The organism is Ruegeria haliotis, assembly GCF_013377785.1.
GTDB lineage: Bacteria > Pseudomonadota > Alphaproteobacteria > Rhodobacterales > Rhodobacteraceae > Ruegeria > Ruegeria haliotis.
Map to the genome: position 1 here is coordinate 341,820 of NZ_JABXWT010000002.1, position 26,889 is coordinate 368,708.

Consider the following 26,889-nt stretch of genomic DNA (forward strand, 5'->3'; position numbering starts at 1 on the left):
GGAAAACGTCAGCGGTTCAACGCATCACCCGGCAAATCACGGCTGATGGGTTCTGATCCGACACTGTCCTGATCAAGGTCAACAGACTGATTCCAGATCAACGCCTGGTACAGCCCCATGATTTCCACATCATTCTTTGCCTTGTGAACGAGCAAAGTCCACAAGTCATCAAACAGCTGGATGCTGTCTACCTTCGGATCAATGAGTGGAGAAACCGACAATGCGCCTTCGGCCTTGCGGTCGTAGCCGGAAAAGAAGACCACCGCACATGCGCCAGCACACCGGGCACCGGCTGGGATGAAGGTCGATAGTCGTCCCTCCCATATTGCGTTGCCAATCAGCAAGGCGTGCGATCCGTCCCCGCCGCTACTGTCCAGAGACACGCCGATAAGATCAGGGTGGTTGGACAGAATCCGACCGAACGCTTTGGTCGTTTCCTTGGTTATGGGTCCTGTGATTTTGACCACGCGACCATCACCGGGCACATCAACGCTTGTGGGTTCGTCATCGAGCCCACGCAAACGGATCGCTGCAAACTGCTGTTCGGACAGCTCCTTTCCGTCCAATGATGCCCGCGTTACAGACATTTTTGTCAGCGCGCTGGAATAGGTCGAGGTGTGATAGCCATTGGCCAGTTCAAAGAACGCCCAATTGCCCGAACTGCCGATTGTGACATAACGCGTCGTTTCGCAGTCGTCGTGAATGCAGAACTCGACAGCCTCACCCGGATCATCCGGCGTTTCGGTCCAGACACCGGCCAACACGGGCGAAGACAAGGTGGGCGCGGCAAGAAATGTTGATAGAAGAAATCGAAGCATATGACTGAAATCTCGTTACTTTTCGAATATGACGGGTGATAGATTTCATTTCACCAGATTCCCGCCTACGCAAGCTCCACCCCGGAAAAATCGGGCGTCTTTTGCGGAATTCGTGAAACAGTCAATACAAAAGGCGCGCCGATAACAGGCGCGCCTTTCCTTCTTTTACGGCAGGTTACTTGGTGTCGTCGTAATCCTGCATCATATCGTCGTCGGCTTCGGCCTCGTCATCGTAATAGCCGTCAGCCCGCAATTGCTCTTCGCGCTTTTTCTCGACGCGGGCGACAAGGAAGATCGAAATCTCGTAAAGGCCATAGACAACCACGAACAGGATGACCTGAGTAATCACGTCCGGAGGTGTCACAATGGCGGCGAGCACCAGAATGGCAACAACCGCGTATTTGCGTACTTCACCCAGCCCCTGCGCACTGACCAGACCGGCTTTGCCCATCAGGGTCAACAGAACCGGCAGCTGGAAACACAGGCCAAAGGCCACGATGAACTTGATCGTCAGGTTCAGATATTCCTGCGCCGAGCCTTGGAACACCACGCTCAGCGGCGCGGTTGCGCCTTCGGCCACGGCTTCTCCTTCGGTGCCGAATTGCTGGAAACCCAGGAAGAAATCATAGGCCAACGGTGTGACGACGTAGAACGCAAAGCTTGCCCCCAACAGGAACATGAAGGGCGAGGCCAGCATGAACGGCAAAAATGCGTTCTTTTCCGATCTGTATAGCCCCGGTGCCACAAACCGCCACATCTGCATCCCGATATAGGGAAAGGCCAAAATGAATCCGCCAAGAAGCGAGACCTTGATGGCGACAAAGAACCCTTCCTGCGGCGAGATGAAGATCAGCCCGCAATCCTGTCCACGCTCGGTCAGAACTTCGCACAAAGGCTGTGTCAGAAAGTTAAAAAGCGGCGTGGCCACCGTGAAACAGATGATCATACCGATCAGAAATGCCACCACGCTGTGGATCAAGCGGGTGCGCAATTCGGTCAGATGCTCGATCAATGGGGCCGAGGAATCCTCGATCTCGTCGGTGTTGCTCATGTCTTGCTTTCAGTGTTCAGCGCGGCCTCGGCCTCTTCGGCCTTGGCCAGTGCATCTGCGGCTTCCTTGGCCTTGCGCTCGGCAGCGGCGCGGGCGGTTGTGGCCTGAATCTTCTTGGCCTGATCCGCCCGTTCGGTCGCCAGTTTTCCAGTTTCGCTGTCGGGGTCGAACTTGGTCGGGTCCATGCTTTTGGCCATATCCTGCGCCGCCTGTTTCACACCATCCATGGCGGTGTTCACTGGATTGGTCGCGGCATTAAGACCCTTCTTGATCTCATTCACCCCGGCCTCATCCGCAGCATCGTTCATGGCACTGCTGAATTCCCGCGCCATACCACGCGCCTTACCGATCCATCGACCGACATTGCGGAACAGCACCGGCAGGTCCTTTGGCCCAACCACGATCAAGGCAACGATGCCGATCACCAAAAGCTCGGTCCAGCCCAGATCAAACATTCCGGATCAGACCTTGTCTTTCTCGGAATCGGTCTCGGGCGTGACATCCTTGGCCATCTCGGACGCGTCCTGTTCGATCTCTTCCGAACCTTCCTTGATGCCTTTCTTGAACGACGTGATGCCTTTGCCAACTTCGCCCATCAGCGAGCTGATCTTGCCGCGACCAAACAGCACCAGCACCACAACGGCAATCAGCAGAATGCCCGGAAGGCCAATATTGTTAAGCATGTCTCTTCTCCTTCTACACCGACACTAGGCGCGTCGGATATCTCATTTCGGGTTGTGTTTACGCCTCGATGTGCTTTCGCAAAAGGGAACTCGATCAAATTGGTGATCAAAATTTGGGGGAATGCGCATTTTCTTTGGGGTCGCATTTCTCAACTGACAGGTTTATGTCAGTTGAGACCGGCTAGGTCTACCGCATCGAAACCTAGTCAACGGAGACTACCATGACCCTTGTCGCAGAAATCGTTACTTTCACTCTGACCGATGGCACCACGCCTGAGGCGTTCGTGAAACTCAGCCAGACCACCGAGACCTTTGTCCGTTCGGCCCCCGGCTTCACTCATCGCCAGCTTAGCCAGGGTGAGGATGGCCGCTGGACCGACTACGTCATCTGGCGGGACATGCAGGCCGCTCAGGACGCCGCAGCCCAATTCCCACAGCAAGACTTCGCCGCAGCCCTGATGGCCGCCATCCAAACCGACAGCGTCCAGATGCGCCACGAGAATGTGTTATGGAATATGACCGCCTAATACTGGTCGGGGCAGCGTATCATGCGCCGCACTGACCGCCTGTTCGACATCATCCAGATCCTGCGCGACGGCAAACTGCACCGCGCGCAGGACATCGCGGATCGGCTCGAAGTGTCGGTCCGTACGATCTATCGCGACATGGACACGCTGACCGCCTCGGGCGTTCCGGTCGAGGGCGAGCGTGGCGTGGGCTACATGGTCCGCGAACAGATCACCCTGCCCCCGCTGAACCTGACCCCGGCCGAGCTTGAGGCGTTGAACCTCGGCATGGCCATCGTGGCCGAGGCCGCAGATACGGACCTCAAGACCGCCGCGAAATCCCTGGCTGACAAGATCGATGCGGTGCTGCCGACGCAAGTTGTGGCCGAGGCAGATACCTGGAAATTTGCCGTCTACCCGTTTGCAGACGCGGCGCGGGGTCTGGCCCATATGACTCCGATCCGTGCAGCCATCAAATCGCGGCAGAAACTGCGCCTGTCTTACCGACGTATCGACAGTGTCCTGACGGACCGGATCATCCGCCCGCTGCATATGGAATACTGGGGACGCGTCTGGACGCTTACGGCGTGGTGCGAGTTGCGTAACGGATTCCGCGTCTTCCGCATCGACCTGATCGAAACAGTTACCCCCCAGCCGGAAATTTTCGCCGACGAACCCGGAAAACGCCTGAACGATTACGACCCAAACGCCTGACTGGCTTCATCTTTTCAAAAACACTCCCGCCGGAGGCATGGCCCGGAACGGGCCATCTCGCATCACTTCAGATAAAGCTCAGGATCGACCGACTCAAATCCTTTGCGCACCTCAAAATGCACATACGCATTGTCGCCGTCTCGCAGTTGGGCGATTTTTTGTCCGCGCCGGACACGATCGCCCTTTTTGACACTGATGTCCTGAACATTGGCATAAACCGTCAACAGATCATTCGTGTGTTTGACCACAATGATCGGCACCTGATCTGCATCCGCAGTGATCGCGGCCACTGTTCCCGCTTCGGCGGCCTGAACAGACGTCCCCGGTGCGGCGGCAATATCTATGCCTTCATTCTTGCCCTTGTCATAGGTCCGAATGATGTTGCCCGACACTGGCAGCGACAAAGCTGACGTACCAGAGTTGCTGGGCGCCTCAGCCGTCACATCCGGCGCTTCTGCCGTCGGCTCCACCTTTTCATCCGGCAGAGGCTGTGTCGCACTGGGCGGCGTCGGGGTCGGTGACCCCTGCCCCGGCTGCGTCACTTCGGTCGCGGTTGCAGCCGGAACCGCCGCAGGCGCAGGCTTTGGCGCAGATTGGTTTTTGACCGGGATCAACAGGAACTGACCTTCGCGGACGGCAAAGTCCGAGCCCAGCCCATTCCATTCAGCCAACGATTCGACTGGCACCTGGTACAGGCGGGATATCGTATAGGCTGTCTCACCCCGCTTGACCTTGTGTCGGACCGGCTCAGGCCCGGATGGCGCAGGCGCCGGGGTTGCCGCTGGTTTGGCGGGCTCCAACGTCGAAGTCTGAACGGTACCGTTGTCGGGTGCCTGATCAATCGCCGATCCGGCAATCGTTGCAATGTCGACGCCACTGGACGCCCCGACCGAACGTGGCAGGGCCAGAACTTCGCCATCGCGCAGTTTATCCGTGGGTTGCAGGCCGTTGAACCGGGCCAACTCCGCCACGGGCAAACCTATGCGCGCGGCGATATCACTGACCGTGTCACCCCGACGTGCAACCGCCACCTGATAGTTCGGATAGGTGATGACCCCGCGCCCATCCGGGGCGGGTCGGCTGGTCGTTGCAGATTGCGCGGCCGGCGTCGTCGAAAATCCGCCGATCTGACCGCGTAGATCGTAATCCAACGGCCCTTCACACCCGGCCAGAATGGCCAAAGCCGCCGCACCGGTCACGCAGCGGCGCATCGCTGATCTTGAAACTGCTCTCATAACTCTGTCCTCAACACCTGCCCCTGTTTTCCGGGGTTCCGGCGCAAAATTCGAAACGTCCTTTACGCCTCATCCTTCCCAAGCCCCTCTAGCAAAGGCACGAAACGAACGGACGACAATTCGTCATAGTCCAGACCATCCTCGGTGCGCGTGACCTTGATCAACTGCTGCACCGCATCCGACTGACCCACGGGTAGCACCATGATACCCCCGATTTTAAGCTGCGCCAAGAGCGGGCCTGGCGGGTCCTCGGCGGCGGCGGTCACGATGATCCGGTCAAATGGCGCTTGTTCCGGCAAACCGAAGGATCCATCCGACAACATTGCTGTTACATTTGTCAGACCCATTTCGCTGAACAGCCGCCCGGTTTCGTTCACCAGCCGCCTGTGACGCTCGACCGTATACACCCGACGCGCCAGCTTGGACAGGACAGCCGCCTGATACCCCGATCCGGTACCGATCTCCAGAACTGTGTCGCGTGGGCGTACATCCAATGCCTGCGTCATCAACCCGACAACCGATGGCTGGCTGATCGTCTGACCACAAGCTATCGGCAGCGGCATATCCTCATAGGCGCGGTCGGCAAACAGACCGGTGACAAACTGGCCCCGGTCGATTTTCTCCATCGCCGCCAATACGCGCGCATCCGTCACCCCCCGCTTGCGCAGGGCGAACAGGAACTGCATCACTGTTTCTGGATCAAGTCCGCTCATTCGATCGACTTCAACGCCTCCAGCGCATCGTGCGCCGTCAGATCAGCCCGCATCGGCGTGACCGAGATATAGCCTTCCAGATTAACCGCCGCATCCGTTCCCGGCGCCGTCGGGTTGTGTTGGTAGCCGCCCTTGATCCACAAAAACCGCCGCCCCGAAGGTGAGCTGTGCGGCTCGACCGAGAAATGGGTGTCCCGGCGAAAGCCTTGCGGTGCGATGCGCGTCCCAAGCACCTCGTCCGCTGGTACGGGCGGGAAATTCACATTGTAGAACAAACGGTAATCGCCCTGCTCAGTCGGTGTGGCATCCAGAATGCGGCGTACCAGATCAGCGCCATACCGCTTGGCGGCCTCGAACGGGTCGTCCAGGCCCAGATTTCGCGGTCCGAAATATTGCGACAACGCAATTGCGGGCACGCCCTGCAGAGCGGCCTCCATCGCGCCGCCTATAGTCCCGGAATACAGCGTATTCTCGGCCGAGTTGTTGCCCCGGTTTACCCCCGACAACACCAAATCGGGCGGGCAATCCGTCATTACATCGTGCAACCCGGCCAGCACGCAATCCGCAGGCGAACCTTCGGCGGCAAAGCGACGCTCGCCCAGCTTGGCGACCATCATTGGATGCGTGTAGCTGATGCAATGCCCAACGCCGGATTGTTCAAAGGCAGGGGCAACCACCCAGACCTCGCCATCCGGACCGGCCAGCTCGGCGGCTATCGCTTCAAGCGTGATCAAGCCCGGAGCGTTGATCCCGTCGTCATTGGTCAAAAGAATACGCATGTGCCCGAACTACCCCCGCGTTTGGCCCTTGATAGACCCGCCCCAGCGCTGCGGCAAGCAACGGGGTTACGCAATCTGCGGCTTTCGGGCACCACTCGGGCGGAAACTGCGGCTCAGACGGGGTATACAAAGCACCGGTCACGGCGAATGGTCAGCCACATGACCCGCCCCGGCCCAGGCACAAACACGTTCGGAACCGTCGCCTTCAGGATCGAGCCGTCATAGTCCATCCGAAACTCGACAAGGCTTTCATTACCTAGAAACCGGGCACGCTCGACAACGCCGCGCGCGGCAGTGCCATCCGTTGGCGTCGGCAATGGACCCTTGCCGTTTCGGTCAAAATCCAACTTGATATGCTGGGGGCGGAAAATAATCTCGACGTCTGTTCCATCAGGAAACCCCGGCGCCAGAAATTGCCCAAAGGGAGTTTCGGCCAGCGCGCCATTAACTTGAGCTCGCAAGACGTTGACATCACTAAAGAATGACACGGCGGCCTTGTCCACTGGCCGGTTGTAGACGTTATACGGCGCACCCTGTTGCACGATTTTTCCACGCCGCATCAGGGCAATCTCATCCGCCATGCGCATCGCCTCTTCCGGCTCATGCGTTACCAGCAAGACGGCCGCGTCTTGTTCTTTGAGGATCGACAGAGTCTCGTCACGGATGCCATCACGCAAACGATTGTCCAGGCCCGAGAACGGCTCGTCCATCAGCATGATCCGTGGGCGCGGCGCCAATGCCCGCGCCAGGGCAACACGCTGCTGCTCACCGCCCGACAGTTGATGCGGAAATCCGTCGATAAAGCGCATCAGGTCGACTTTGTTCAGCAGTTCCTCGACCCGGGTGCGTTTTTCGTCCTTGCTGCCTTTCAACCCAAAGGCCACGTTGTTGGCCACACTCAGGTGGGGAAACAAGGCAAAGTCCTGAAACATCAACCCGATCTCTCGCCGCTCCGGCGGGACGCGAAACACCGTGTCGCAGATCAGTTTGCCATCAACATAAATCTCGCCCGAGTCCTGCATCTCGACCCCGGCGATCATGCGCAAAGTCGTGGACTTGCCACATCCTGACGGACCAAGCAGGCATGTCACCTTGCCCGCCTGAACGGTCAGCGAAACGTCATCGACAACGACCCGCCCTTCGAACCGGCGGATAAAATTGCGAATTTCCAGACGAGGAGGAGCTGCGTCACCTGTCACCGATAGACCCCATTGCCTTTCCCGATCAAATCCATCGGGCTTGGCCGGGGATAGCAACCCCGCCCCTCAGGTGCAAGGGATCAGCAGCATCCGCCAGATGCGGTCTCGCCCGTGGCCTCAAAGGGGCTTTCGCCACCGCACCCTTCGAAAATGCCATAGTGGGTCGAGAAATCGCCGATGAAGTCGAAATGCCGGGCAAATCGAGTGTCCTGCAACATCATCCAGGTGTTGCCGCAGACCGGAAAGACTTTGCCGGTTTCAATGGCGTGGTGATCATCCAGGACGAATTCATGCGGTGCATTAGGGATGGACCCTTTGTAGATCACTGCCTGCCCGTAATCTTCGCAAGCCGGTTCCAGTTCGGGCAGCTTGAACAGTCTGTAGGTCGCCGACAGAAATCTCAGCGGCGCGACACGCTCTTCCAAAACCGGATTTTCAATGCTCAGCGGGCGATGCGTCACCCGGCGCGGATCGCCAAATCCCGCAGTTCGTGACATCGACAGGAAATCGTTCCAATACAGCGCGCCTGACAGGCATTCGCCATACAAAACCTCATCCTCAGCCATCGCTTTGGGAATTCGACGGTCAGCATAAACGTCCGAGAAATACATCTCACCGCCATCTTTCAACAGCCGATGCGCCCCGCGCAAAACCGCGTCTTTGTCAGTGGCCAGGTTGATCACACAGTTCGATACGATGATGTCGAACGAGTCCGGCGCCAGATCCAGCTCATCCAGTTTTTCGATGAACCCGTGGTGGAATTCCACATTGCTGGCAGAGTGCCCGAATGCCTGCGCGTGATAGTCCTGATGCGCGCGGGCGACGTCCAGTTGCTCGGGCGTCATGTCGACGCCGACCACCCGGCCCGTTTCACCAACCATTGCCGACAGCGCATAGACATCCCGCCCTGCGCCACAGCCCAGATCGAGGATATGCATGCCTTCCAGATCCAGCGGCGCAATCAGCCCACAGCCGTAATAGCGGGTCAGAACGTCGTCATGGATTTTTGACAGGATGCTTTTGAGATGATCAGGCATGTCGTCTGGCGTGCAGCACGCATTGGTCTGCAAATCCGCACTGCTCTGCAGCACTTCGCCATAGTAATTCTGCACCGATTCATGCTTCATCGCAGCTTTCCCTTTCGTGTCGCTCCAATGCAGCTAGTGCAGTCTGGCTTTCCGCGCAATCCGACCCTGCAAGATTTGACGAAAGCGTGAGGGCGGACAGGCGCCTCATTCCAGCAGATCGAAATCTACACCGGCGCGGATTTTACCGTTCACCTGAACCTCCAACCGGTGCGTACCGGGTACAAGTTTGAACGTTGTAGCATCCGCTTTCAGTTTGTGCCGCTTGTCCAGCCTCAGCGCGCCATCCTTCAAAACAGCCTGTTTCAGTTTGTGCACCTTGGCCGAGGTTTTTCCGCCCGGACGTTGAAAGTGAATGATATAATCCACCAGCACTGGCTGCGCCGCTACCCCCTGCAAAGCAACCGAGAAGTCCAGCGCCTCGCCAATCCGGGCGTCTCCGTTCAGATCAACGGTCGCGGCCACGTCGGCATCAGGATCATAGCCTAGCATCTTCATTGCATCCGGGTGGCCCGCCTTCACAAGCCCCCGCAAGGTGTGCGAGGTCATCCAGCCCAATTCATCAGAATTTTGCCGACCATCCGAATGCCAGGATTGCAACCGATCCAAAACCAGACCGGGGTCTTTCTTGGTGATATCGTTCAGATGGTTCGCCACCGACCGCGTGACATAACGCGTGCTGTCATCGTGCAACTTGTCCAGCAAGGGCAAAGTATCCGTCAACTGCAGCCCAACCGACTGCCCCCACGGCAAACGCGGGCGTGTACCCTCACTGACCAAACGGCGCACATGATAGCTGTCGTGCCCGCACCAATCCTGCATCCGTGCCATCACCAGATCGGGCCAGCGATTCAGGAAAGGCCGGATCGCCCATTCCATGGAAAAGCGCTGGGTTATCTCCTCAAACACATCCAGCGCGCGTTCGGGGTCTTCAAGCCCAACGGAAACCACCCAATCACCCAAAGGCGCAAAAATGAAATCGCCAAAGTCGTCATCCGTTTTGTCGGGGTCCAATGGTGGCGGCAAGGCGCGCAGGATCACCGGAGCCACCTCGGACAAACGTCCCGGCACTGTCTGTTGCAGGCACTCTGCAATCCAGGCCATCCGCTCCTTCAGCTCCAACTCAGGCAGGCGCGACATCACCAGCGCCTCGAACGTGGCTGCGTCGAAATCCGGCTTAGAATCCGCAAACAGTCCCGCAAGGTAGCGGGTCTTTTCTGCGTTAAACAACTGATCCTTCAGTGAAAACCCTTGCGCCATGATCACATCGTCAGGTTGGTGCCGCCACCATCCAGCAGAATGTTCTGCCCGACGATGAAACCAGCATGCTGCGAGCATAGGAACGCGCAAGCCGCGCCAAACTCTTCGCGCGTTCCATATCGACGCGCGGGGATGGTCGCTGCACGCTCCGTCCGCGCCTCATCCATCGATATGCCCTTTTGCGACGCCACGCCGCTGTCCAGCGAGTCCGCGCGGTCTGTGGCATGGATACCCGGCAGCAGATTATTGATCGTCACGCCATGTGGTGCCACCTGCCGCGACGTGCCCGCGACATATCCGGTCAACCCGGTCCGCGCCGCATTCGACAGTCCCAGCGCCGGGATCGGGGCGCGCACGGATTGCGAGGTGATGTTGACCACCCTGCCCCAGCCTTTGTCCATCATGCCCGGCAACAAGGCTTTCATGAAAGCGATCGGCGTCAGCATATTGGCATCCAGCGCCTTGATAAAATCGTCACGCTCCCAGTCCGACCACAATCCGGGCGGCGGACCACCCGCGTTGGTCACCAGAATATCAACTCCCTGCGCGGCATCGATCACTTCGGCCTGCCCCCGTTCCGAGGTGACGTCACACGCCACAGTTTCAACGGCAATGCCGTGTGCCGTTCGAAGACGCGCAGCTTCAGCCTCCAACGCGTCAGCCCCGCGAGCGTTCATCACCAAATCAACACCAGCGGCGGCCAAAGCCTCAGCACAGCCTAGCCCCAGCCCCTTGCTGCTGGCACTGACCAGCGCGCGTTTACCTTGTATTCCCAAGTCCATTCTGGCCCTCCCTTACGGTTCTTGCTGAACATCTAGCATCGGCCCCGCAAGAAAGACCAGAAACGGACACGTGAAACACAATCATGGTTTAGTAAAAGAATTCCTCGCGGATGATTTTACCGTCAGCCACGTGATAAATCGCGACCTCACGCATATCAAAACTGTCGCCGCTTTCTTTCACCGTGCCCTGAACTTCGAAAATTACGGCAAAGCGGTCTTCGCCATGCAGGAACGGGTCGCTGACCGTCGCGCCCGAGACGTCGTGCGCGCTTTCCCACCACTCATGCTTGCCGCGGATCGCATCAACGCCATGCGCTTCGCGCCCCATGGTGCCACTTGCATCCACAGCCTCGACCGAGACGGCATTCGCGGCATAGAGCTTGTCCAAATTTTCCTTAGCCCGATCCTCGCGACATCCGGCCACCAATTCTTGTGCGATATCTTTCAAATTCATTGGTCCACTCCACCATTTGTTCACTATATGTTCTTATTGCCACAATGGCACGATTCGAACCAGCCCCTTTGTCTTGCTTCGGCAGGATTCCCCGCCTATACGCGCGCCTATGCTTGATACCGCCACAAACCAACCTGTATTGCCGCCCGAGATCGCCCGGCGCCGGACATTCGCCATTATCTCGCACCCGGATGCGGGCAAGACGACCCTGACCGAAAAGTTCCTGTTGTACGGGGGGGCGATTCAGATGGCCGGTCAGGTGCGTGCCAAGGGCGAAGCGCGGCGGACCCGGTCGGATTTCATGCAGATGGAAAAGGATCGGGGCATCTCGGTCTCGGCCTCAGCGATGTCGTTCGATTACGGGAATTTCCGGTTCAATCTGGTGGACACGCCCGGTCACAGCGATTTCTCGGAAGATACCTATCGCACATTAACAGCCGTGGACGCGGCTGTGATGGTGATCGACGGTGCAAAGGGCGTGGAAAGCCAGACGCAGAAACTGTTCGAGGTTTGCCGCCTGCGCGATCTGCCGATCCTGACCTTCTGCAACAAGATGGACCGCGAAAGCCGCGATACGTTCGAGATCATCGACGAAATTCAGGAAATGCTGGCCATCGATGTTACACCTGCCGCATGGCCCATCGGTGTCGGTCGGGATTTCATCGGTTGCTACGACATGCTGCGCGACCGACTGGAACTGATGGATCGTGCTGACCGCAACAAGGTGGCCGAAAGTATCGAAATCAACGGCTTGGATGACCCCAAGCTAGCAGAACATGTCCCCGAACACCTGCTGGACAAGCTGCTGGAAGAGGTTGAGATGGCGCGCGAATTGCTGCCCAAGCTTGATCCGCAAGCGGTGCTTGAAGGGCATATGACCCCCATCTGGTTCGGCTCGGCAATCAACTCATTTGGCGTCAAGGAACTGATGGAAGGCATCGGTGCGTACGGCCCGCAGCCACAAATTCAATCGGCGGAGCCGCGTCAGATATCGCCAGAAGAAAAGAAGGTCTCAGGCTTTGTCTTCAAGGTTCAGGCCAATATGGATCCCAAGCACCGCGACCGCGTGGCCTTTGTTCGCATGGCCTCGGGTCATTTCAAACGCGGTATGAAGCTGACCCATGTGCGCACGAAAAAGCCCATGGCAATCTCGAACCCGGTTCTGTTTCTGGCCTCCGACCGGGAGCTGGCGGAAGAAGCCTGGGCCGGTGATATCATCGGCATCCCCAACCACGGCCAGCTGCGCATTGGCGATACGCTGACCGAAGGTGAGGCAATCCGCGTCAAAGGCATCCCGTCTTTCGCACCTGAATTGCTGCAAGGCGTTCGTGCGGGCGATCCGATGAAAGCCAAGCATCTGGAAAAGGCGCTGATGCAATTTGCCGAAGAAGGCGCGGCCAAGGTGTTCAAGCCTTCGATCGGTTCGGGCTTTATCGTCGGTGTAGTTGGCGCGCTTCAGTTCGAGGTTCTGGCCAGCCGGATCGAGCTGGAATATGGCCTGCCCGTGCGCTTTGACAACTCGCAATTCACCTCGGCTCGCTGGGTCAGCGGGGACAGGGCCGAGTTGGACAAATTCGTCAACGCCAACAAGCAGCACATCGCCCATGACCACGACGGCGACATTGTCTATCTGACACGCCTGCAATGGGATATCGACCGGGTTGAACGCGATTATCCTGCGCTGAAACTTACCGCGACGAAAGAGATGATGACGTGATGCAACTGGTTGATTGCACAGTCGAGATTGGCTGTGCAATCCTGCACGCATGAGCGAGGATGATCTAACCTTTCCCGGCGGCTTGCCCGACATGCTGGACAACTATGAAAACCGGCGCAGCGCGTTCCAGTTCGGTACTGAGCCCTTGCCCGATATAGACGTGAATCTTGCGTCGCTGGCCAGTCGGCCTGTACCCGAAAATGCGACGGTTTTGCCAACCGGGTCACCCACATCGTCCTGGGATCGCAAGCGCGTTCAGATTGCCAAAGAGTTTGTTGGCCGGTCTCAACTTGCGTTTCTCAATGCTCAATTGATCTCGAACCTGCGCAAACGGTCCTATCCCCGCCAAGCACCAGCCTTGTTCTGCCGCCTCTGGGCCGAACAGTCCGATCACTTGCTCGCCACGCTTGATCTGCGGTGGCTGGTCTCGTCGGTGCAGACCTTTGCCGATCACGGCGAAACTCCGACACAGCGCGAGGTAGGGCATGCCTTGCGCATGTTCTTTGGAATGATGAAGCTGTACGAATTCGAGCGCCTGTTCTCGGGCAAGGCGCCCGATGTCCCTTACCGGTTTCAGGACAAAAACCACGTATCCCTGCCTTTTGAAATGAAAGGATTTTCCTTTGACAAAGGTGGTCTGGACACCAATCTCATTGCGCCAATCTGGACCAAGGCCCTGAACGACACCACCATCGCACCGCTGGTCGATCACCTAATGACCGAGTTGAACAAAGACCCCGGCGGCGTGTTTCGTCGATTAAAGCTCATGCGCGACCGTCGCGCCGCACGGCAATCCCGCACATGACCACCTGGGGCATCGTTTCCATGGTTCGGGGGCCTGCGGACGATATCCTGCGATTCGCCGCCCATCACCTCGATCTGGGGGCGAATTTCTTATACATCTACATGGACGAACCCAACCGCCGCGCCTTTCGGGTGTTGCGGCAACACCCCAAGATCCGGGTTCGGATTTGTGACGACACTTTCTGGCAAAAACGCAATCGCAACCGCCCGGAAAAACACCAGATCCGTCAAACGGTCCATGCAACGTTCACCTATCGCAACACCAATCTGGATTGGCTGGCCCATATCGATGTGGATGAATTTCTCTGGTCCTCAGAACCCATCGCGGATTTGCTGCAAACGGTTCCTGCCGACAAACCTGCCGTCCGCGTCCGTCCGATCGAGGCCTTGGCCGGGGGCGAAGACCTTTACAAGGCCCATATCCCAAACAGTCCAGATCGCGAGGCTCTCGTCGAGGCCCTGTATCCAAACTACGGGGCTTTTGTTCAGGGCGGTTTCCTTAGTCACGTTCAGGGCAAGCTTTTTGTCCGCACGGGCTTGGAAAACCTGAACTTTCGCATCCACAACCTGTTTCAGAATAAAAAGCTTCTGCCCTGTAAATTCGAAGTGCCGCAGATCGAGCTTTGCCACCGCCATGCACCGGACTGGGGCCATTGGGCGGCGCACTACCAGTTCCGAATGGACCGGGGGTCCTACCAACCCGACATGTCGCCCAACGTTCCGCGCGAACAAGGCGGGCTGAACAAGAACGAATTGCACAGCTGGATTGAAGCCGAGCATGGGTTGGATGGGCTGCGCGCCTTTTATGATGAAATGAGCGGCGTTGACCCCGCTGTGCGTGCCCGGCTCCAAGCGCATGGGTTGATCAAACACCGGCCCCTGCATTTGGACGAAAAAGTTGCGAAACACTTCCCCGGAAGTGGCTGAATTGTTGCAAAAAACCCGGAACCGTACAGGTAAGCGCCGGGTTAAGAGGTCTTCATTTGACCCCGATCCACCTTTTTGTTATGTCCGCGCTCAAGTCGAAATGTGCACGAGGCGCATGGCCATCCGGGCCCGACAGATTTCAGACGCGCGGGCCAAGTCAAGTGTCCGCATGAACCGGACATACATGACAAAGTTTAACGAACTGAACCTGAACCCGAAGGTCCTCAAAGCTATTGAGGAAGCCGGATACGAAACCCCTACTCCGATCCAGGAAGGCGCAATTCCTGCTGCGCTTGAAGGTCGTGATGTGTTGGGCATTGCCCAGACCGGCACTGGCAAGACCGCCAGCTTTACACTGCCAATGATCACCCTGCTGGCCCGTGGCCGTGCCCGAGCACGTATGCCACGGTCACTTGTCTTGTGTCCGACACGGGAATTAGCGGCACAGGTGGCCGAGAATTTCGACACCTATGCCAAGCACCTGAAATTGACCAAAGCGCTATTGATCGGTGGTGTCAGCTTCAAAGAACAAGACGCCCTGATCGATCGTGGCGTCGACGTTCTGATCGCAACACCCGGCCGTCTGCTGGACCATTTTGAGCGCGGCAAGCTGCTGTTGACCGGCGTACAGATTATGGTTGTGGACGAAGCCGACCGGATGCTGGATATGGGCTTTATTCCCGACATCGAACGCATCTTCTCGCTGACACCTTTCACACGCCAAACCCTGTTCTTTTCGGCCACTATGGCGTCCGAGATTGAACGGATCACTGACACGTTCTTGTCCGCCCCAACGCGGGTCGAAGTTGCGCGTCAGGCCACAGCATCGGAAACCATCGAACAGGGCGTTGTCATGTTCAAAGGCGGTCGTCGTGATCGCGAAGCCAGCCAGAAACGCAATGTCCTGCGCGCGTTGATTGACGCCGAAGGTGAAAAATGCACCAACGCCATCATCTTCTGCAACCGTAAGACGGATGTAGATATCTGTGCGAAATCGTTGAAGAAATACGGCTATGACGCGGCAGCAATCCACGGCGATCTGGATCAGTCACAGCGTACGAAAACACTGGATGGCTTCCGCGACGGGTCTTTGCGCCTGCTGGTTGCCTCGGACGTGGCTGCGCGCGGTTTGGATGTGCCTTCGGTCAGCCATGTGATCAACTTCGACGTTCCCGGTCACCCCGAGGACTACGTTCACCGCATCGGTCGCACCGGTCGTGCCGGGCGCGAGGGCAAAGCCATCACGATCTGCTCAAGCCGGGATGAAAAGGCGCTGGCTGCGGTTGAAAAACTAATCCAGAAAGAAATTCCCCGGCTGGACAGCCCGATCAAAACCGAAGAGCCCAAGGCCGACGCGCCGAAGCCCGAACGGAAACCGCGCACCAGATCCACTGAGCCCAAAGTGGCGCCAGAGACCAAACCGGCGCATGAGCCCAAGTCTGCGCCAGAGACCAAAACCCGCACCCGGGACCGCAAGCCAAGCGGCGGACGCGGCAAGGACAGCGGTGGCCGTTCTGTCGTGGGTATGGGTGATCACCTGCCCAGTTTCATCGCACTCAGCTTTGATGAACGGCGCACTGGCTAAATCGCCAGCACAAGCGCCAGTATTGAAAGCCCTAGCAATGCCATCCCGGCGATCTCTCGCCGGGTGATGTTCTCGCGGAACACCAGTGTCGAGGCCATCAGGCTAAAGATCAGCTCGACCTGCCCCAATGCCTTGACATACGCGGCATTCTGCAAGGTGAACGCCCAAAACCAGCAGAACGACCCGCCAAGGCTGGTCAGCCCGACAAAGACACCGGTACGGCGCGTATCCCACACCGCGCGCAGCTCGGCCCGGTCGCGCCACAGCAGCCACAACCCCATGCTGAGGAACTGGAACGACACCACCGCTGCCAGTGTGATCAGAGCGCGAAACCATGCCTCAACGTCACCCAGCTCCAGCGACGCGCCCCTGTAGCTGACAGCTGAGAAAGCAAACAGTACACCTGACCCCAGCCCCAGCTGAGAGGCCCGATTGGTCAGATGTCGCCACCAAGCCCCCTCGCTGCCCGGTGTTTTGGACAACAACAGTACCGCCGAAAGTCCCAACAGAATGGCCACGAGCGCGCCCGCCGAAATACTGTCGCCAAGTATGACAAAGCCTACAATCGCGGTTTGAATCACTTCGGTTTTCTTGAACGTGATCCCGACGGCAAAGTTGCGTTGCTTGAACAGGGCCACCACACAGATCGTTGCCAGAATTTGCGCTGTGCCACCGATGACGACGAATATCCAGAATCGCGCTGACAGCGGCGGCAGTTCTGCACCGGTACTCTGCAATACAATGATCAGGCCAAGAACGGCCAGCGGCATGGAATAGGCAAACCGGGCAAAGGTCGCCCCGGAAGCCGACAATTTCACGCTGCTCAGCGATTTCTGCAGCATGAAACGCACGGTTTGAAACGATGCGGCGGCGATGGCGACGGGAATCCATAAACTCATGGAATTCCTTTTGTCGTTAAATCAATGCTTTGGCCAGAGCGGATGCGCCACCGGGTCCTTGGCTTTCAATAGATATTCCCGAAAAATCTGCGCGTAAGAGCGATAGACATAGGCCTCATTGCAGGCCAGGTATCGGTCTTTTCCCGCGCGATAGAGCGTAGGCAGTCGGTACCACGGCGCGGCAGGGTTCATATGATGAACGACGTGCAGATTGTTGTTCAGAAACAGAAAAGCCAGCAGCCCCCGATCTTCGACAATCACCGTTCGGGCACGGGATTTTTCATGCGCGCGATGTTCAAGGAAGGTTCTTATCTTGACCAACCCCAGCCCGACATAAGCCGACAGAACAAAGGCCCAGACCGGCATAGCTGACTGTGCCACGATCCACAGAACCACTACTGCGCCGGGCAGATGCAGCGCCCAGGCCAGCAGAATCTCGCGGTCCCCACGCATCACTCCGCGCCATTCATCGCGCATGAATGCGACTTGCCCGATGGCCGGGCCCAGCATCATGCGGCCCAACAGAGTGTTGTTGGCGAAATAAAGACGCCTTTTCCACCCAGCCAAAGATGCCCAGACCTGCGGGTCCAGATAGTTCGTCTCGGGGTCGTCATAAGGGTCGGTCAGGTTGGCATCCTGATGATGTGCCAGATGCAAATCACGGAACCGGTTGAATGGAATGAACAAGGTCAACGGCAGCGCCATCAGCGCCTCGTTCAGCCATTTGACGCGGAAGGGATGGCCATGCAGCGTCTCATGCGTCAGCGACGAATGCAGCGCTGCGACCACACCCATCGCCGGGATCGCCAGCCACACAGACCAGCCTGCCAGCCAGAAAATCACCACCAACCACGTCGCATAACAGGCGGCGATCAAAGCAAATGTACCCCATTCCGGAGCTTTGGGTGTCGTAGGTTCAGCCATTGCGGCCCCACGAGATTCCCGCCCAGACCCGTTCGTAAATCACGTACAACGTCAGACCGATCGCAGTGTTGATCAGCGCCAAGGCGCCACCCACGGCAGCTGAACCAGTGGCAATCAGGCCAACCAGCGTCATGACCGCCAACCCCATCGCATTCCAAACGACTGCCTTCACGACAGATCTTCGTCGCGTTTCCATTCCGGACCCCATATTTTTATTGTTCTCTCAACAGTGTTACAGACACGTCGGAGTGTTGGATATTCTGAATATGATTAACAAAATTCATCAATCATGATATTTATCACCACATGGATGAAAAAATCGACAAACGCGACCGTGCTGCGCAATTCCGTCTACGGATGGCCCGCGCTATGGAAGACCGTCACATCAGTCAAAGTGCCCTTGCGCGCAGCATCGGCGTGGATCGGTCGACCGTATCCCAATTGCTGACCGATGATGGCGCGCGCCTGCCCAATGCGCATGTGGTGGGCAGTTGCGCGTCGGCCCTTGGCGTATCGGCGGATTGGCTCCTTAGTCTGTCCAATCGCCCGGAAAGCGCGGCCGAATTGCTGGCCAGCTCTCTGTCCATGACCGAAGCCCCCCGCGCGCTGGTCGACGAGCGTATCTTCGAATGGCATCAAGAGGCGGCAGGTTATAAAATCCGCTACGTGCCAGCCACCCTGCCCGACATGCTGAAAACCCGCGCCGTGCTGGAATGGGAATACGCACCGCATCTGGGCCGCACAGCAGATCAGGCCATCGGGGCCTCAGCCGACAGACTGACATGGATGCGCAGTGCACAATCCGACTATGAAATCGCCATGCCATTGTATGAAATTGCCAGTTTTGCCCATGGTGTCGGGTATTACGACGGCTTGCCACAGGACGTGCGACTGGAGCAGATCGATCATCTTTTAGGTCTCTGCGAACAGCTCTATCCCCGCCTGCGCATCTATCTGTACGATGCAAAACGGCTCTATTCAGCGCCGGTGACAATCTTTGGCCCCCTACTCTGCGTGTTCTACGCGGGCAGTCATTACATGGCATTCCGCGACCGCGACCGGATCGAAGTCTTCTCGCGTCATTTCGATACACTGGTTCGCGAAGCCGACATGACGGCTAGGCACTTTCCCGAACACCTGAAACAGTTGCGCGCCGAAGTGGCGGCACGCTGACTTTTGCCGGTCACGGCACAACCCGTGCGAAACATCTGCTCCTAGTATATACTCCTTTTGCGCGAACCTTCGGGCATTCCGATCAAAGATGGAGGATGACAGGAATGGACGCACTTAAAACCGCTCAATACGCACGCGCCTTGTATTCAGTCCATGGCGACCGGGCCGAGGCTGAAGCTGCTCAAAAGATGCGCGAATACCAGGCCACCGGAAATACACAGGAGGCCCAGAACTGGCAGGCGGTACGCCGCACCATCCGCCAGATTCGCGGCCCGAATCAGAGCTGACCTCGCGGGCTTTACACTTTCGGGTCAGGATTGACCGTATGACCATCCACGGCGATCACCTGCCCCGAAACCAGACGCGCCGCGTCGGAGGCCAGAAAGACCGCCATGTCGGCAATATCCTGGCCTTCGACAAAGCGCCCCATTGAGGTGCCCGAAGCCTCAGCCATGATCAGACCCGGCGGCTCATGCTGGCTTACGGATCGCAGCTCCGGCGCTTTCGGGATAGGGCAGTCCGACCTGTGCCTCGGCAATCCTGACCATCGCAGCCTCGATCTCAGCCGAAGGCGGGCTGGGTCGACGGGTTTCAAGGCTGACATGCAGCAGGAAGCTTTCGCCCGTGGCCAGCAGCTTGTCGCCTTCATACATGCTGTGGAAAACGTGCAGCTTCTTGCCAGCCCCAAGCAACATCTGCGTGCGTATTTCGATTTTCGAACCGGCCTTGGTCTCGTCCATGTACCGGATGTGGTTCTCAGCGGTGAAATAGCTGCCGCCGGACGCGATGTAATCCATATCGCAGCCAATGATTTCCATGAACCGGTCGGTGGCGGCGGCGAAGGCTTCCAGATACTTCGCCTCATTCATATGGCCGTTATAGTCGGTCCAGTCCAGTGGCACCGCGCGCGACAGCGTCAGGATCGGCTGGCTCAGATCCGCCTGTTCCAGCGATGGCAGCGCGCCGGGCTTCAGCAGAGCATCATGCTGGTTCAACACTGCCCCCGCACCATAGTCCTGCGCTTTGAGCGCCCGCATCATGCCGACAAGGTTATTGTCACGGATACGCTCCAACTCACGGATTGAATGCATCCCCGACTGCGCATCCGACTGATCCGCGATCATATCCACCAGTTCATCGGTGAATTCCGGCACATCCATCAGCTTGGTCCAGGGCCATTTCAGCGCCGGGCCGAACTGCGCCATGAAGTGCCGCATTCCGGCCTCGCCGCCTGCGACACGATAGGTCTCGAACAGGCCCATCTGGGCCCAGCGGATGCCAAACCCCATGCGGATCGCCTCGTCCACTTCTTCGGTGGTTGCGACGCCGTCCTTGACCAGCCACAGCGCCTCGCGCCAGACGGCTTCCAGGAACCGGTCGGCAATATGCGCGTCGATTTCCTTTTTGATGTGCAACGGGAAAAAGCCGACGGATTTCAGCAGTTCCTTGGCCTTTGCAATCATCTCCGACGGGTTCTGTTCCGTTGGCACCAGCTCGATCAAGGGCAGCAGATAAACCGGGTTGAAGGGATGCGTCACCACGATCTGCTGCGGACGCAGCGCGCCCTCTTGCAGTTCCGACGGTTTGAACCCACTGGTCGAAGACCCGATGATCGCGTCCGGATCACAAGCCCCTTGCAAGCCTTTGTAAACTTTCAGTTTCAGATCCAATCGCTCGGGCACGCTTTCTTGAATCCAGATCGCCCCCTCAACGGCCTCGGCCATGTCGTCATGGAACGTCAGTGCGCCCTCAGGCGGCAAAGGCACATCGCTTAGCCCGGGCAGCGAGCGGCGGGCGTTGTCCAACACCTCACCGATTTTGCGCACGGCCTCTGGGTCCGGGTCAAACACCCGCACATCCCAGCCATTCAAAAGAAACCGGGCGGCCCAGCCGCCACCGATCACACCACCGCCAATTATGGCTGCCGTCTTTTTCATATTGCCCTCTAATCGATACAGATTACCAATTCGCGTCCGGATTCATCCAGATGCGCGATACAGCCAAATTGCGGGGTTTCCGCACTGCATTGTTTTGTCTCCGACAAGCAATAACCCTGACAATCGGACGCCATTTCACAAGATTTTCCCGCGTCAGGCAGAGGCGTGAAGCACACATGCTGCCGGGCACGTCCGGCAATCTCATAGCTACCGCCCCGTTCTAAACATCGCTCAAACGCCCCCGCATCAGGCGGCGGATCAGGATCCAGGTCCTGCGGCGGGCATCCGGCCAGCAGGTTCGCTGCCGTAAGCGCACAGATCATTGACAGAAACCGCATGACGTATGTTCCCTTCCCGGGGATTCATCAACTCAACACGAGATGTTGGATTGAAACAAACGGAAACTCACCCGCGTGGCGCCCGCTTGGTCAACCCCAGCTTCTCGCGCACTTCCTGCGGACCAATCACCCGCGCGCCCATATTCTCGATGATGTTTCCCGCGCGCTCGACCAATTGCCAGTTCTCGGCCAGCACGCCTTTGCCCAACCACAGATTATCTTCCAGCCCGACGCGCACATTGCCGCCAGCCAGAACCGAGGCCGCCACATAAGCCATCTCGTTGCGGCCCAGTGAAAACGCGCTAAAGGTCCACTCATCCGGCACGTTGTTCACCATCGCCATAAAGGTGTTCAGGTCATCCGGCGCACCCCATGGCACGCCCATGCACAACTGCACCAAAGCGTTGGGTTCCAGAATACCCTCTTTGACCAACTGCTTAGCAAACCACAGGTGGCCGGTGTCGAATGCCTCGATCTCGGGCTTTACGCCAAGATCCGTCATCATCTTGCCCATCGCACGTAACGCGCCCGGCGTGTTGGTCATTACATAGTCGGCTTCGGCAAAGTTCATCGTGCCGCAATCCAACGTGCAAATCTCGGGCAGGCATTCGGCCACATGCGCCACCCGCTCGGTCGCACCAACCAGATCGGTTCCGGCCTCGGTTAGCGGCAGCGGGTTTTCAACGCCACCAAAGACCATGTCGCCGCCCATACCCGCCGTCAGGTTCAGCACAGCGTCCACCTCAGCGTCCCGAATACGGTCCGTCACCTCTCGGTACAACGCCAGATCGCGTGAGGGCGCTCCGGTTTCCGGATCGCGCACATGGCAGTGCACCACCGCCGCACCAGCCTTGGCCGCAGCGATCGCGCTATCCGCAATCTGCTTGGGCGAACGTGGTACATGCGGGCTTCGATCCTGCGTTCCACCCGAGCCTGTCACGGCGCAAGTGATGAAGACGTCGCGGTTCATTTCCAGAGGCATTGTGTTTTCCCCAAGTTATACCCGGTTTCGCCCTGAGTTTTCCCCAGACTTCTCCCCGGATTCCGATTTGCGTTCATATCCGACTCTGGCGCAGCCTAGGGCAGACAACTTGGCAGAATGCGAATCAGACTTGATGAAATCCGCAAAAAACATACTTCAACCCGAACATCGCGCCCTGAAAACGGCGGTGCTGGTTCTGGACGAATGCAACACACTCAGCTTTGCGTCAGCCGTTGATCCCATGCGCGCGGCCAATCGTCTGGCGGACCGCCCTGCATTTGACTGGGACTATGTGACCGCCACGGCCGAGCCCGCCATGCTGACCAGCGCCCTCAGTGTTCCGGGCATTCCGCTGGCCCGGTTGCAAGCCTGCGATCTGATGATCGTCGTTGCCGGGTTCCAACTGGCCCGACACGCCACCCCCAGCCTGTTGGCCGGTCTGCGCCGCATCGCAGCCACCGGCGCCACCATGGCCGGAATCGATGGTGGCCCGTGGTTGCTGGCCGAGGCCGGCCTGCTGGACGGTCATGCCGCCACCACCCATTGGGAAGACCTCGAGAATTTCTCAACCCGCTTCCCCGAGGTGGACGTCCGCCCCGACCGTTTCACCATCTCGGAGAACCGCATGACCTCGGGCGGCGCCATCCCCGCCGTTGACATGATGCTGCATATCATAGCCGCCCGTCACGGCGCTGGATTCGCTGCCCGCGTCTCGGGGCTGTTCCTCTATGACGGCGCACCCGAGCCCTCAAAACCGCAAAGCAGAACCGGCGCTCCGCACCGTCACACCGCCCTGACGGCCAAGGCCAATACGCTGATGGAGTCATCCCTCGACGAACCTCTTCCGCTGGCCTTTATCGCAGACCGGCTCGGAACCAGCCCGCGCACCCTGCAACAGCAGTTCCGCCTGCGCCTGAACACCACCCCGCAGGATCACTACCTGCAACTGCGCCTGGCTGAGGCCCGCCGTCTTGTCACTGATACGGATATGTCGCTGATGGATGTGGCGCTGGCCACCGGGTTTGGATCACAGTCCAGCTTTGCCCGCGCGTTCCGCACCGCCCACGGTCTGTCAGCGCGCGATCTGCGGCAGGACCGAATACAGCCCACCCATCACTAAAGCTTCATCTTTTCAAAAATACTCCGGGGGAGACGCCACAGGCGGCGGGGGCAGAGCCCCCTCCTTCAATACGGCATCGGGTGCGCCCGGTGTGCTGCACTAATTTCGGCCAGCACCTCTTGAGACAAGTCCAGATCAGCGCCCGCAAGAATGTGGTCCAGCTGCGTCACCGAGGTCGCTCCAAAGATCGCCGACATCATGAACGGCCGCGTCCGACACCAGGCCAACGCCATATGCACCGGGTCCAACCCATGCCGCCCGGCAATCTCCAGATAAGCTGCCACTGCCTCGAAAACGCGCGCCGATTTGCGCCCGCCCATTTCCGGTGACAACGACATGCGCGACCTATCCGGCACCGCACCATCCTGATACTTGCCAGTCAGAAACCCGGCTCCCAAAGGAGAAAAGGCCATCAGACCCACGTCTTCATGCACGCTCAGTTCGGCCATATCCGTGTCGTAATGACGGCACAGCAGAGAGTATTCATTCTGCACCGAGGCCACACGCGGCGCACCCGTCTCGTCCGCCAGACGCAGCCACTGCGCTGTTCCCCACGCACTTTCATTTGACAGGCCAAAGGCGCGGATATTGCCCTTGTCCACCTGCGCCTGCAGCGCCTCAAGGCACTCTTGCATATTCTCCAGCACCCCGGCGCTGTTTTCGCCCGAGGGTGCAAAATCCCAGTTCTGCCGGAACATGTAACTGCCGCGATTGGGCCAGTGGAACTGATAGAGGTCGATGTAATCCGTCTTTAATCTCCGCAGCGAACCTTCGATCGCTTCGGGAACAGTCTGACCCGAGATCGGGGCCCCGTCACGCGCATGCTGAAACCCCGCACCCGAGTGCTTGGTGGCCAGTACATAGCTGTCTCGCTTCGCAGCATTGGCCGCATTCCAGTTGCCAATGATCTCTTCTGTCCGACCAACTGTCTCTTTCGTGATCGGATTGACCGGATACATCTCGGCCGCATCGAGAAAATTGATACCCGCCGCCAGCGCCCGATCAATCTGATGATGTGCATCCACTTCGGAAGTCTGATTGCCGAAGGTCATGGTTCCCAGACACAGGTCCGACACCATGATCCCGGTACGGCCCAAAGGCTTCATTTCCATCTGTCGCTCTCCCGAAATTGTCCGCCAGAGTAATACCTTACGCCTCGGCCTTCTTTTCCCACCGCCCCGATTCCTCGGACCAGTACTGCGCCGAACATCCCGCACCGGTCAGCGTCTTCCACTGCCCCCGCGCCCGCTGAACGGCGTCTGCATCATTGCCATCGAACAGAATGCACACCCGCTGCAATGTGGCAACTTCATCAGCCTCAACAGATGCCCCATCCACCGCCATCACACAGGCTGGTTCATTGGCGGCCACCGCCTCGGTCGTCAGCAAGATGAGCTGCGCCGCATCATGTGGCCCACCCGCGCGGCCATGTGGCAGGAACCCGTCCTCGGGTCCCAGCCACAGCTTTTCATCCAGCCAATCCAGCCGCGCAGGATCAGTGCCCCGCACGGCAATCCGCCACCCGGCCTGCCGTGCCTTGTCCAACAGCACCGGCAAGGTCTGCTCTAACGGCTGGCGGGTCAGGTGATAGAAATAGACGGCGCCCATGAAATCACTCGTCCGCTGTCTCGAAATTGTCCTGCACAAAACGGCTCAGCGCGCGAACACCCCACCCGGTAGCCCCTTTGGGCGCATAGGACGTTTCTGACGACACCGAGGCCACACCGGCAATATCAAGATGGATCCAAGGCATCTCTTCCTTGACGAACCGCTGCAGGAATTGTGCCGCAGTGATCGAGCCCGCCGGACGCCCGCCAACGTTCTTCATATCCGCAATCCGCGATTTCAGCTGTTTGTCATAGCCCTCGCCCAGCGGCAGACGCCACGCGCCCTCATCCTCGGCTTTGGCCGATTTCAGGAAGGCATCGCAGAAGGTGTCATTGTTCGAGAATACACCGGCATTCTCATGCCCCAACCCGATGATGACCGCGCCGGTCAGCGTCGCCAGATCGATCATGCCAACTGGCTCGAACCGTTCCTGCGCGTACCACATCACGTCACACAGAACCAAACGGCCCTCTGCATCGGTGTTGATGATCTCGACCGTGTCACCCTTCATCGACGTGACCACATCGCCCGGGCGGGTCGCACTGCCCGAAGGCATGTTCTCGACCAGACCAACCAGACCTACCACATTGGCCTTGGCCTTGCGTTTCGCCAGCCCACGCATGGTGCCTGCGACAACGCCGGCCCCGCCCATGTCCATGGTCATGTCTTCCATACCACCGGCAGGCTTCAGCGAAATACCACCGGTGTCGAACACCACGCCTTTTCCGACCAGCGCCAGCGGCGCATCGTCTTTGTCGCCGCCCTTCCAATGCATGACGACCACTTTCGACGGGCTGTCCGAACCCTGGCCGACGCTCAGCAATGTGCGCATGCCCAGCTCGGCCAGCTTGTCTTCGTCCAGAACTTCGACCTCCAGTCCCAGCGCCTGCATCTCTTCCAAACGGTTGGCGAATTCGGTGGTGGTCAGAACATTCGCAGGTTCGTTGGTCAGATCGCGGGTCATCCGAACGCCATCCGCTACCGCGTAAAGCGGCGCAAAACCCGCTTCAATCTCGTCATGTTTCGAGTGGCCGATCGTGACCGCACCAGCCTCATCACTCTCTTTGGTTTTGTGCGCGTCAAAATCGTAACTGCGCAGCGCAATGCCCAGTGCCAGTTCCTCGCAACGGACCTGATTGCCTGCCATCACCAGCATATCTTTGCCGCCCGCCACCTTGGCCAGCGCCGCCCCCGCCTTGCGCGCCTCGTCATGCTCGGGTCGGCGCGGCAGCACCAACACGTCCAGCGCCTCGGCCATCATGCCGCCCGGCCACGCCATCGAGATCACATCCCCGGTCTTGGCCTTGCCGAACTTCTCACTTTCGACCAGTCGCGCCACAGCGCCCCGTGTCAGTCGGTTGGCCCGACGCGCGGCGGGGCTCATCCTGCCATCGGACGGAATGATGATCACCACACGCCCTTCGGCCTGTGCCATTGCGTCCACGTCCAAGGCCTGAAAACGGATCGGTACCAGACTGCTCATTGCAAACTCCTCAAAATCTGTTCCCCAAGACCTAGCCCGCACCGCGCGACTTGACCAGATAGCAGTTTTCCCCGCCCGCCAATTGCATTATGGTCCCGGAAAAATAACCGGCA

The 26,889-nt window shown here is 58.5% G+C and carries 30 protein-coding genes and 1 pseudogene; 9 read left to right on the plus strand and 22 right to left on the minus strand.

Annotated features, from left to right (window positions below; all coding sequences use genetic code 11):
• Nucleotides 1-8 precede the first annotated feature (8 nt).
• From HW561_RS06635 to HW561_RS06650, 4 genes are all read right to left on the minus strand, one after another.
• Nucleotides 9-818 (minus strand): hypothetical protein, encoded by an 810-nt coding sequence (locus tag HW561_RS06635; RefSeq protein ID WP_176862938.1) that lies wholly within the window; start codon nucleotides 816-818, stop codon nucleotides 9-11.
• 175 nt (nucleotides 819-993) lie between these two features.
• Nucleotides 994-1,869 (minus strand): twin-arginine translocase subunit TatC, encoded by an 876-nt coding sequence (gene tatC, locus HW561_RS06640; protein ID WP_176862939.1) that lies wholly within the window; start codon nucleotides 1,867-1,869, stop codon nucleotides 994-996.
• Nucleotides 1,866-2,324: a Sec-independent protein translocase protein TatB gene (gene tatB, locus HW561_RS06645; RefSeq protein ID WP_176862941.1), complete on the minus strand. Its 459-nt coding sequence runs from the start codon at nucleotides 2,322-2,324 to the stop codon at nucleotides 1,866-1,868. Before tatB ends, tatC begins: the two co-directional genes overlap by 4 nt.
• Nucleotides 2,325-2,330: 6 nt before the next feature.
• The gene (locus HW561_RS06650; protein ID WP_176862943.1) at nucleotides 2,331-2,552 is read right to left on the minus strand and encodes a twin-arginine translocase TatA/TatE family subunit; all 222 of its coding nucleotides are present in this window, start codon (nucleotides 2,550-2,552) and stop codon (nucleotides 2,331-2,333) included.
• A gap of 221 nt (nucleotides 2,553-2,773) precedes the next feature.
• On the opposite strand from HW561_RS06650, the gene HW561_RS06655 reads away from it, so the two are divergent.
• Together HW561_RS06655 and HW561_RS06660 are read left to right on the plus strand one after the other, a co-directional pair.
• The gene (locus HW561_RS06655) at nucleotides 2,774-3,079 is read left to right on the plus strand and encodes a hypothetical protein (protein WP_176862945.1); all 306 of its coding nucleotides are present in this window, start codon (nucleotides 2,774-2,776) and stop codon (nucleotides 3,077-3,079) included.
• 21 nt (nucleotides 3,080-3,100) lie between these two features.
• Nucleotides 3,101-3,772, plus strand: coding sequence for a helix-turn-helix transcriptional regulator (locus HW561_RS06660; protein WP_176862947.1), 672 nt, complete (start codon nucleotides 3,101-3,103; stop codon nucleotides 3,770-3,772).
• 62 nt (nucleotides 3,773-3,834) lie between these two features.
• Here HW561_RS06660 and HW561_RS06665 read toward each other — a convergent pair whose 3' ends face one another.
• The 8 genes from HW561_RS06665 to HW561_RS06700 form a co-directional block, all read right to left on the minus strand.
• The gene (locus HW561_RS06665) at nucleotides 3,835-5,007 is read right to left on the minus strand and encodes a LysM peptidoglycan-binding domain-containing protein (RefSeq protein ID WP_176862949.1); all 1,173 of its coding nucleotides are present in this window, start codon (nucleotides 5,005-5,007) and stop codon (nucleotides 3,835-3,837) included.
• 62 nt (nucleotides 5,008-5,069) lie between these two features.
• Complete coding sequence (locus tag HW561_RS06670) at nucleotides 5,070-5,720, minus strand: protein-L-isoaspartate(D-aspartate) O-methyltransferase (RefSeq protein ID WP_176862951.1); 651 nt, start codon at nucleotides 5,718-5,720, stop codon at nucleotides 5,070-5,072.
• Entirely contained in the window at nucleotides 5,717-6,499 is a 783-nt protein-coding gene (gene surE / locus HW561_RS06675) for a 5'/3'-nucleotidase SurE (protein ID WP_176862953.1), read from the minus strand. The genes HW561_RS06670 and surE overlap by 4 nt, the downstream gene beginning before the upstream one ends.
• A 113-nt stretch (nucleotides 6,500-6,612) precedes the next feature.
• Entirely contained in the window at nucleotides 6,613-7,671 is a 1,059-nt protein-coding gene (locus HW561_RS06680) for an ABC transporter ATP-binding protein (RefSeq protein WP_176863657.1), read from the minus strand.
• A gap of 107 nt (nucleotides 7,672-7,778) precedes the next feature.
• Complete coding sequence (locus HW561_RS06685; RefSeq protein WP_176862955.1) at nucleotides 7,779-8,825, minus strand: methyltransferase domain-containing protein; 1,047 nt, start codon at nucleotides 8,823-8,825, stop codon at nucleotides 7,779-7,781.
• 105 nt (nucleotides 8,826-8,930) lie between these two features.
• A complete protein-coding gene (locus HW561_RS06690) occupies nucleotides 8,931-10,043 on the minus strand; it encodes a hypothetical protein (protein ID WP_176862957.1) in 1,113 nt (370 codons plus the stop codon).
• Between the two features lie 2 nt (nucleotides 10,044-10,045).
• Complete coding sequence (locus HW561_RS06695) at nucleotides 10,046-10,825, minus strand: SDR family oxidoreductase (RefSeq protein WP_176862959.1); 780 nt, start codon at nucleotides 10,823-10,825, stop codon at nucleotides 10,046-10,048.
• Nucleotides 10,826-10,913: 88 nt separating this feature from the next.
• Nucleotides 10,914-11,279, minus strand: coding sequence for a SnoaL-like domain-containing protein (locus HW561_RS06700; RefSeq protein ID WP_176862960.1), 366 nt, complete (start codon nucleotides 11,277-11,279; stop codon nucleotides 10,914-10,916).
• Between the two features lie 109 nt (nucleotides 11,280-11,388).
• Here HW561_RS06700 and HW561_RS06705 point away from each other — a divergent pair, with 109 nt between their 5' ends.
• The 4 genes from HW561_RS06705 (at nucleotide 11,389) to HW561_RS06720 (ending at nucleotide 16,312) form a co-directional block, all read left to right on the plus strand.
• Nucleotides 11,389-12,996 (plus strand): peptide chain release factor 3, encoded by a 1,608-nt coding sequence (locus tag HW561_RS06705; protein WP_176862962.1) that lies wholly within the window; start codon nucleotides 11,389-11,391, stop codon nucleotides 12,994-12,996.
• A gap of 49 nt (nucleotides 12,997-13,045) precedes the next feature.
• A complete protein-coding gene (locus HW561_RS06710; protein WP_176862964.1) occupies nucleotides 13,046-13,801 on the plus strand; it encodes a hypothetical protein in 756 nt (251 codons plus the stop codon).
• On the plus strand, nucleotides 13,798-14,727 hold the full coding sequence (locus HW561_RS06715; protein WP_176862966.1) for a glycosyltransferase family 2 protein: 930 nt from the start codon (nucleotides 13,798-13,800) through the stop codon (nucleotides 14,725-14,727). The genes HW561_RS06710 and HW561_RS06715 overlap by 4 nt, the downstream gene beginning before the upstream one ends.
• A 184-nt stretch (nucleotides 14,728-14,911) precedes the next feature.
• Nucleotides 14,912-16,312 (plus strand): DEAD/DEAH box helicase, encoded by a 1,401-nt coding sequence (locus HW561_RS06720; protein WP_176862968.1) that lies wholly within the window; start codon nucleotides 14,912-14,914, stop codon nucleotides 16,310-16,312.
• Here the strand turns inward: HW561_RS06720 and HW561_RS06725 are convergent.
• Genes HW561_RS06725 through HW561_RS06735 form a run of 3 tightly spaced genes read right to left on the minus strand, consistent with a single transcriptional unit; the run spans nucleotide 16,309 to nucleotide 18,331 of the window.
• On the minus strand, nucleotides 16,309-17,211 hold the full coding sequence (locus tag HW561_RS06725; protein WP_176862970.1) for an EamA family transporter: 903 nt from the start codon (nucleotides 17,209-17,211) through the stop codon (nucleotides 16,309-16,311). The two genes, HW561_RS06720 and HW561_RS06725, sit on opposite strands and share 4 nt — an antisense overlap.
• 21 nt (nucleotides 17,212-17,232) lie before the next feature.
• Nucleotides 17,233-18,135 (minus strand): fatty acid desaturase, encoded by a 903-nt coding sequence (locus HW561_RS06730; protein ID WP_176862972.1) that lies wholly within the window; start codon nucleotides 18,133-18,135, stop codon nucleotides 17,233-17,235.
• Complete coding sequence (locus HW561_RS06735; protein WP_176862974.1) at nucleotides 18,128-18,331, minus strand: DUF2061 domain-containing protein; 204 nt, start codon at nucleotides 18,329-18,331, stop codon at nucleotides 18,128-18,130. Before HW561_RS06735 ends, HW561_RS06730 begins: the two co-directional genes overlap by 8 nt.
• A gap of 110 nt (nucleotides 18,332-18,441) precedes the next feature.
• Between HW561_RS06735 and HW561_RS06740 the strand changes: the two genes are divergently transcribed.
• Nucleotides 18,442-19,308: a helix-turn-helix domain-containing protein gene (locus HW561_RS06740; RefSeq protein WP_176862976.1), complete on the plus strand. Its 867-nt coding sequence runs from the start codon at nucleotides 18,442-18,444 to the stop codon at nucleotides 19,306-19,308.
• Nucleotides 19,309-19,412: 104 nt separating this feature from the next.
• On the plus strand, nucleotides 19,413-19,595 hold the full coding sequence (locus HW561_RS06745) for a hypothetical protein (protein WP_176862978.1): 183 nt from the start codon (nucleotides 19,413-19,415) through the stop codon (nucleotides 19,593-19,595).
• A gap of 11 nt (nucleotides 19,596-19,606) precedes the next feature.
• Here HW561_RS06745 and HW561_RS06750 read toward each other — a convergent pair.
• From HW561_RS06750 to HW561_RS06765, 4 genes and pseudogenes are all read right to left on the minus strand, one after another.
• Nucleotides 19,607-19,753: pseudogene (locus HW561_RS06750) on the minus strand (SDR family oxidoreductase); the annotation flags it as partial.
• Between the two features lie 25 nt (nucleotides 19,754-19,778).
• Complete coding sequence (locus tag HW561_RS06755) at nucleotides 19,779-21,245, minus strand: carnitine 3-dehydrogenase (protein WP_176862980.1); 1,467 nt, start codon at nucleotides 21,243-21,245, stop codon at nucleotides 19,779-19,781.
• 8 nt (nucleotides 21,246-21,253) lie between these two features.
• Nucleotides 21,254-21,583: a hypothetical protein gene (locus HW561_RS06760; protein WP_176862982.1), complete on the minus strand. Its 330-nt coding sequence runs from the start codon at nucleotides 21,581-21,583 to the stop codon at nucleotides 21,254-21,256.
• 67 nt (nucleotides 21,584-21,650) lie between these two features.
• Nucleotides 21,651-22,565: a BKACE family enzyme gene (locus HW561_RS06765; protein ID WP_176862984.1), complete on the minus strand. Its 915-nt coding sequence runs from the start codon at nucleotides 22,563-22,565 to the stop codon at nucleotides 21,651-21,653.
• A 133-nt stretch (nucleotides 22,566-22,698) separates the two neighbouring features.
• Between HW561_RS06765 and HW561_RS06770 the strand changes: the two genes are divergently transcribed.
• A complete protein-coding gene (locus HW561_RS06770) occupies nucleotides 22,699-23,685 on the plus strand; it encodes a GlxA family transcriptional regulator (protein ID WP_176862986.1) in 987 nt (328 codons plus the stop codon).
• Nucleotides 23,686-23,750: 65 nt separating this feature from the next.
• Here the strand turns inward: HW561_RS06770 and HW561_RS06775 are convergent, their stop codons facing one another.
• The 3 genes from HW561_RS06775 to HW561_RS06785 are packed head-to-tail and all read right to left on the minus strand — an operon-like array spanning nucleotide 23,751 to nucleotide 26,776.
• Nucleotides 23,751-24,797 (minus strand): aldo/keto reductase, encoded by a 1,047-nt coding sequence (locus HW561_RS06775; RefSeq protein ID WP_176862988.1) that lies wholly within the window; start codon nucleotides 24,795-24,797, stop codon nucleotides 23,751-23,753.
• A 37-nt stretch (nucleotides 24,798-24,834) separates the two neighbouring features.
• The gene (locus HW561_RS06780) at nucleotides 24,835-25,293 is read right to left on the minus strand and encodes a DNA polymerase III subunit chi (protein WP_176862990.1); all 459 of its coding nucleotides are present in this window, start codon (nucleotides 25,291-25,293) and stop codon (nucleotides 24,835-24,837) included.
• Between the two features lie 4 nt (nucleotides 25,294-25,297).
• Complete coding sequence (locus tag HW561_RS06785; RefSeq protein WP_176862992.1) at nucleotides 25,298-26,776, minus strand: leucyl aminopeptidase; 1,479 nt, start codon at nucleotides 26,774-26,776, stop codon at nucleotides 25,298-25,300.
• Nucleotides 26,777-26,889: the final 113 nt, after the last annotated feature.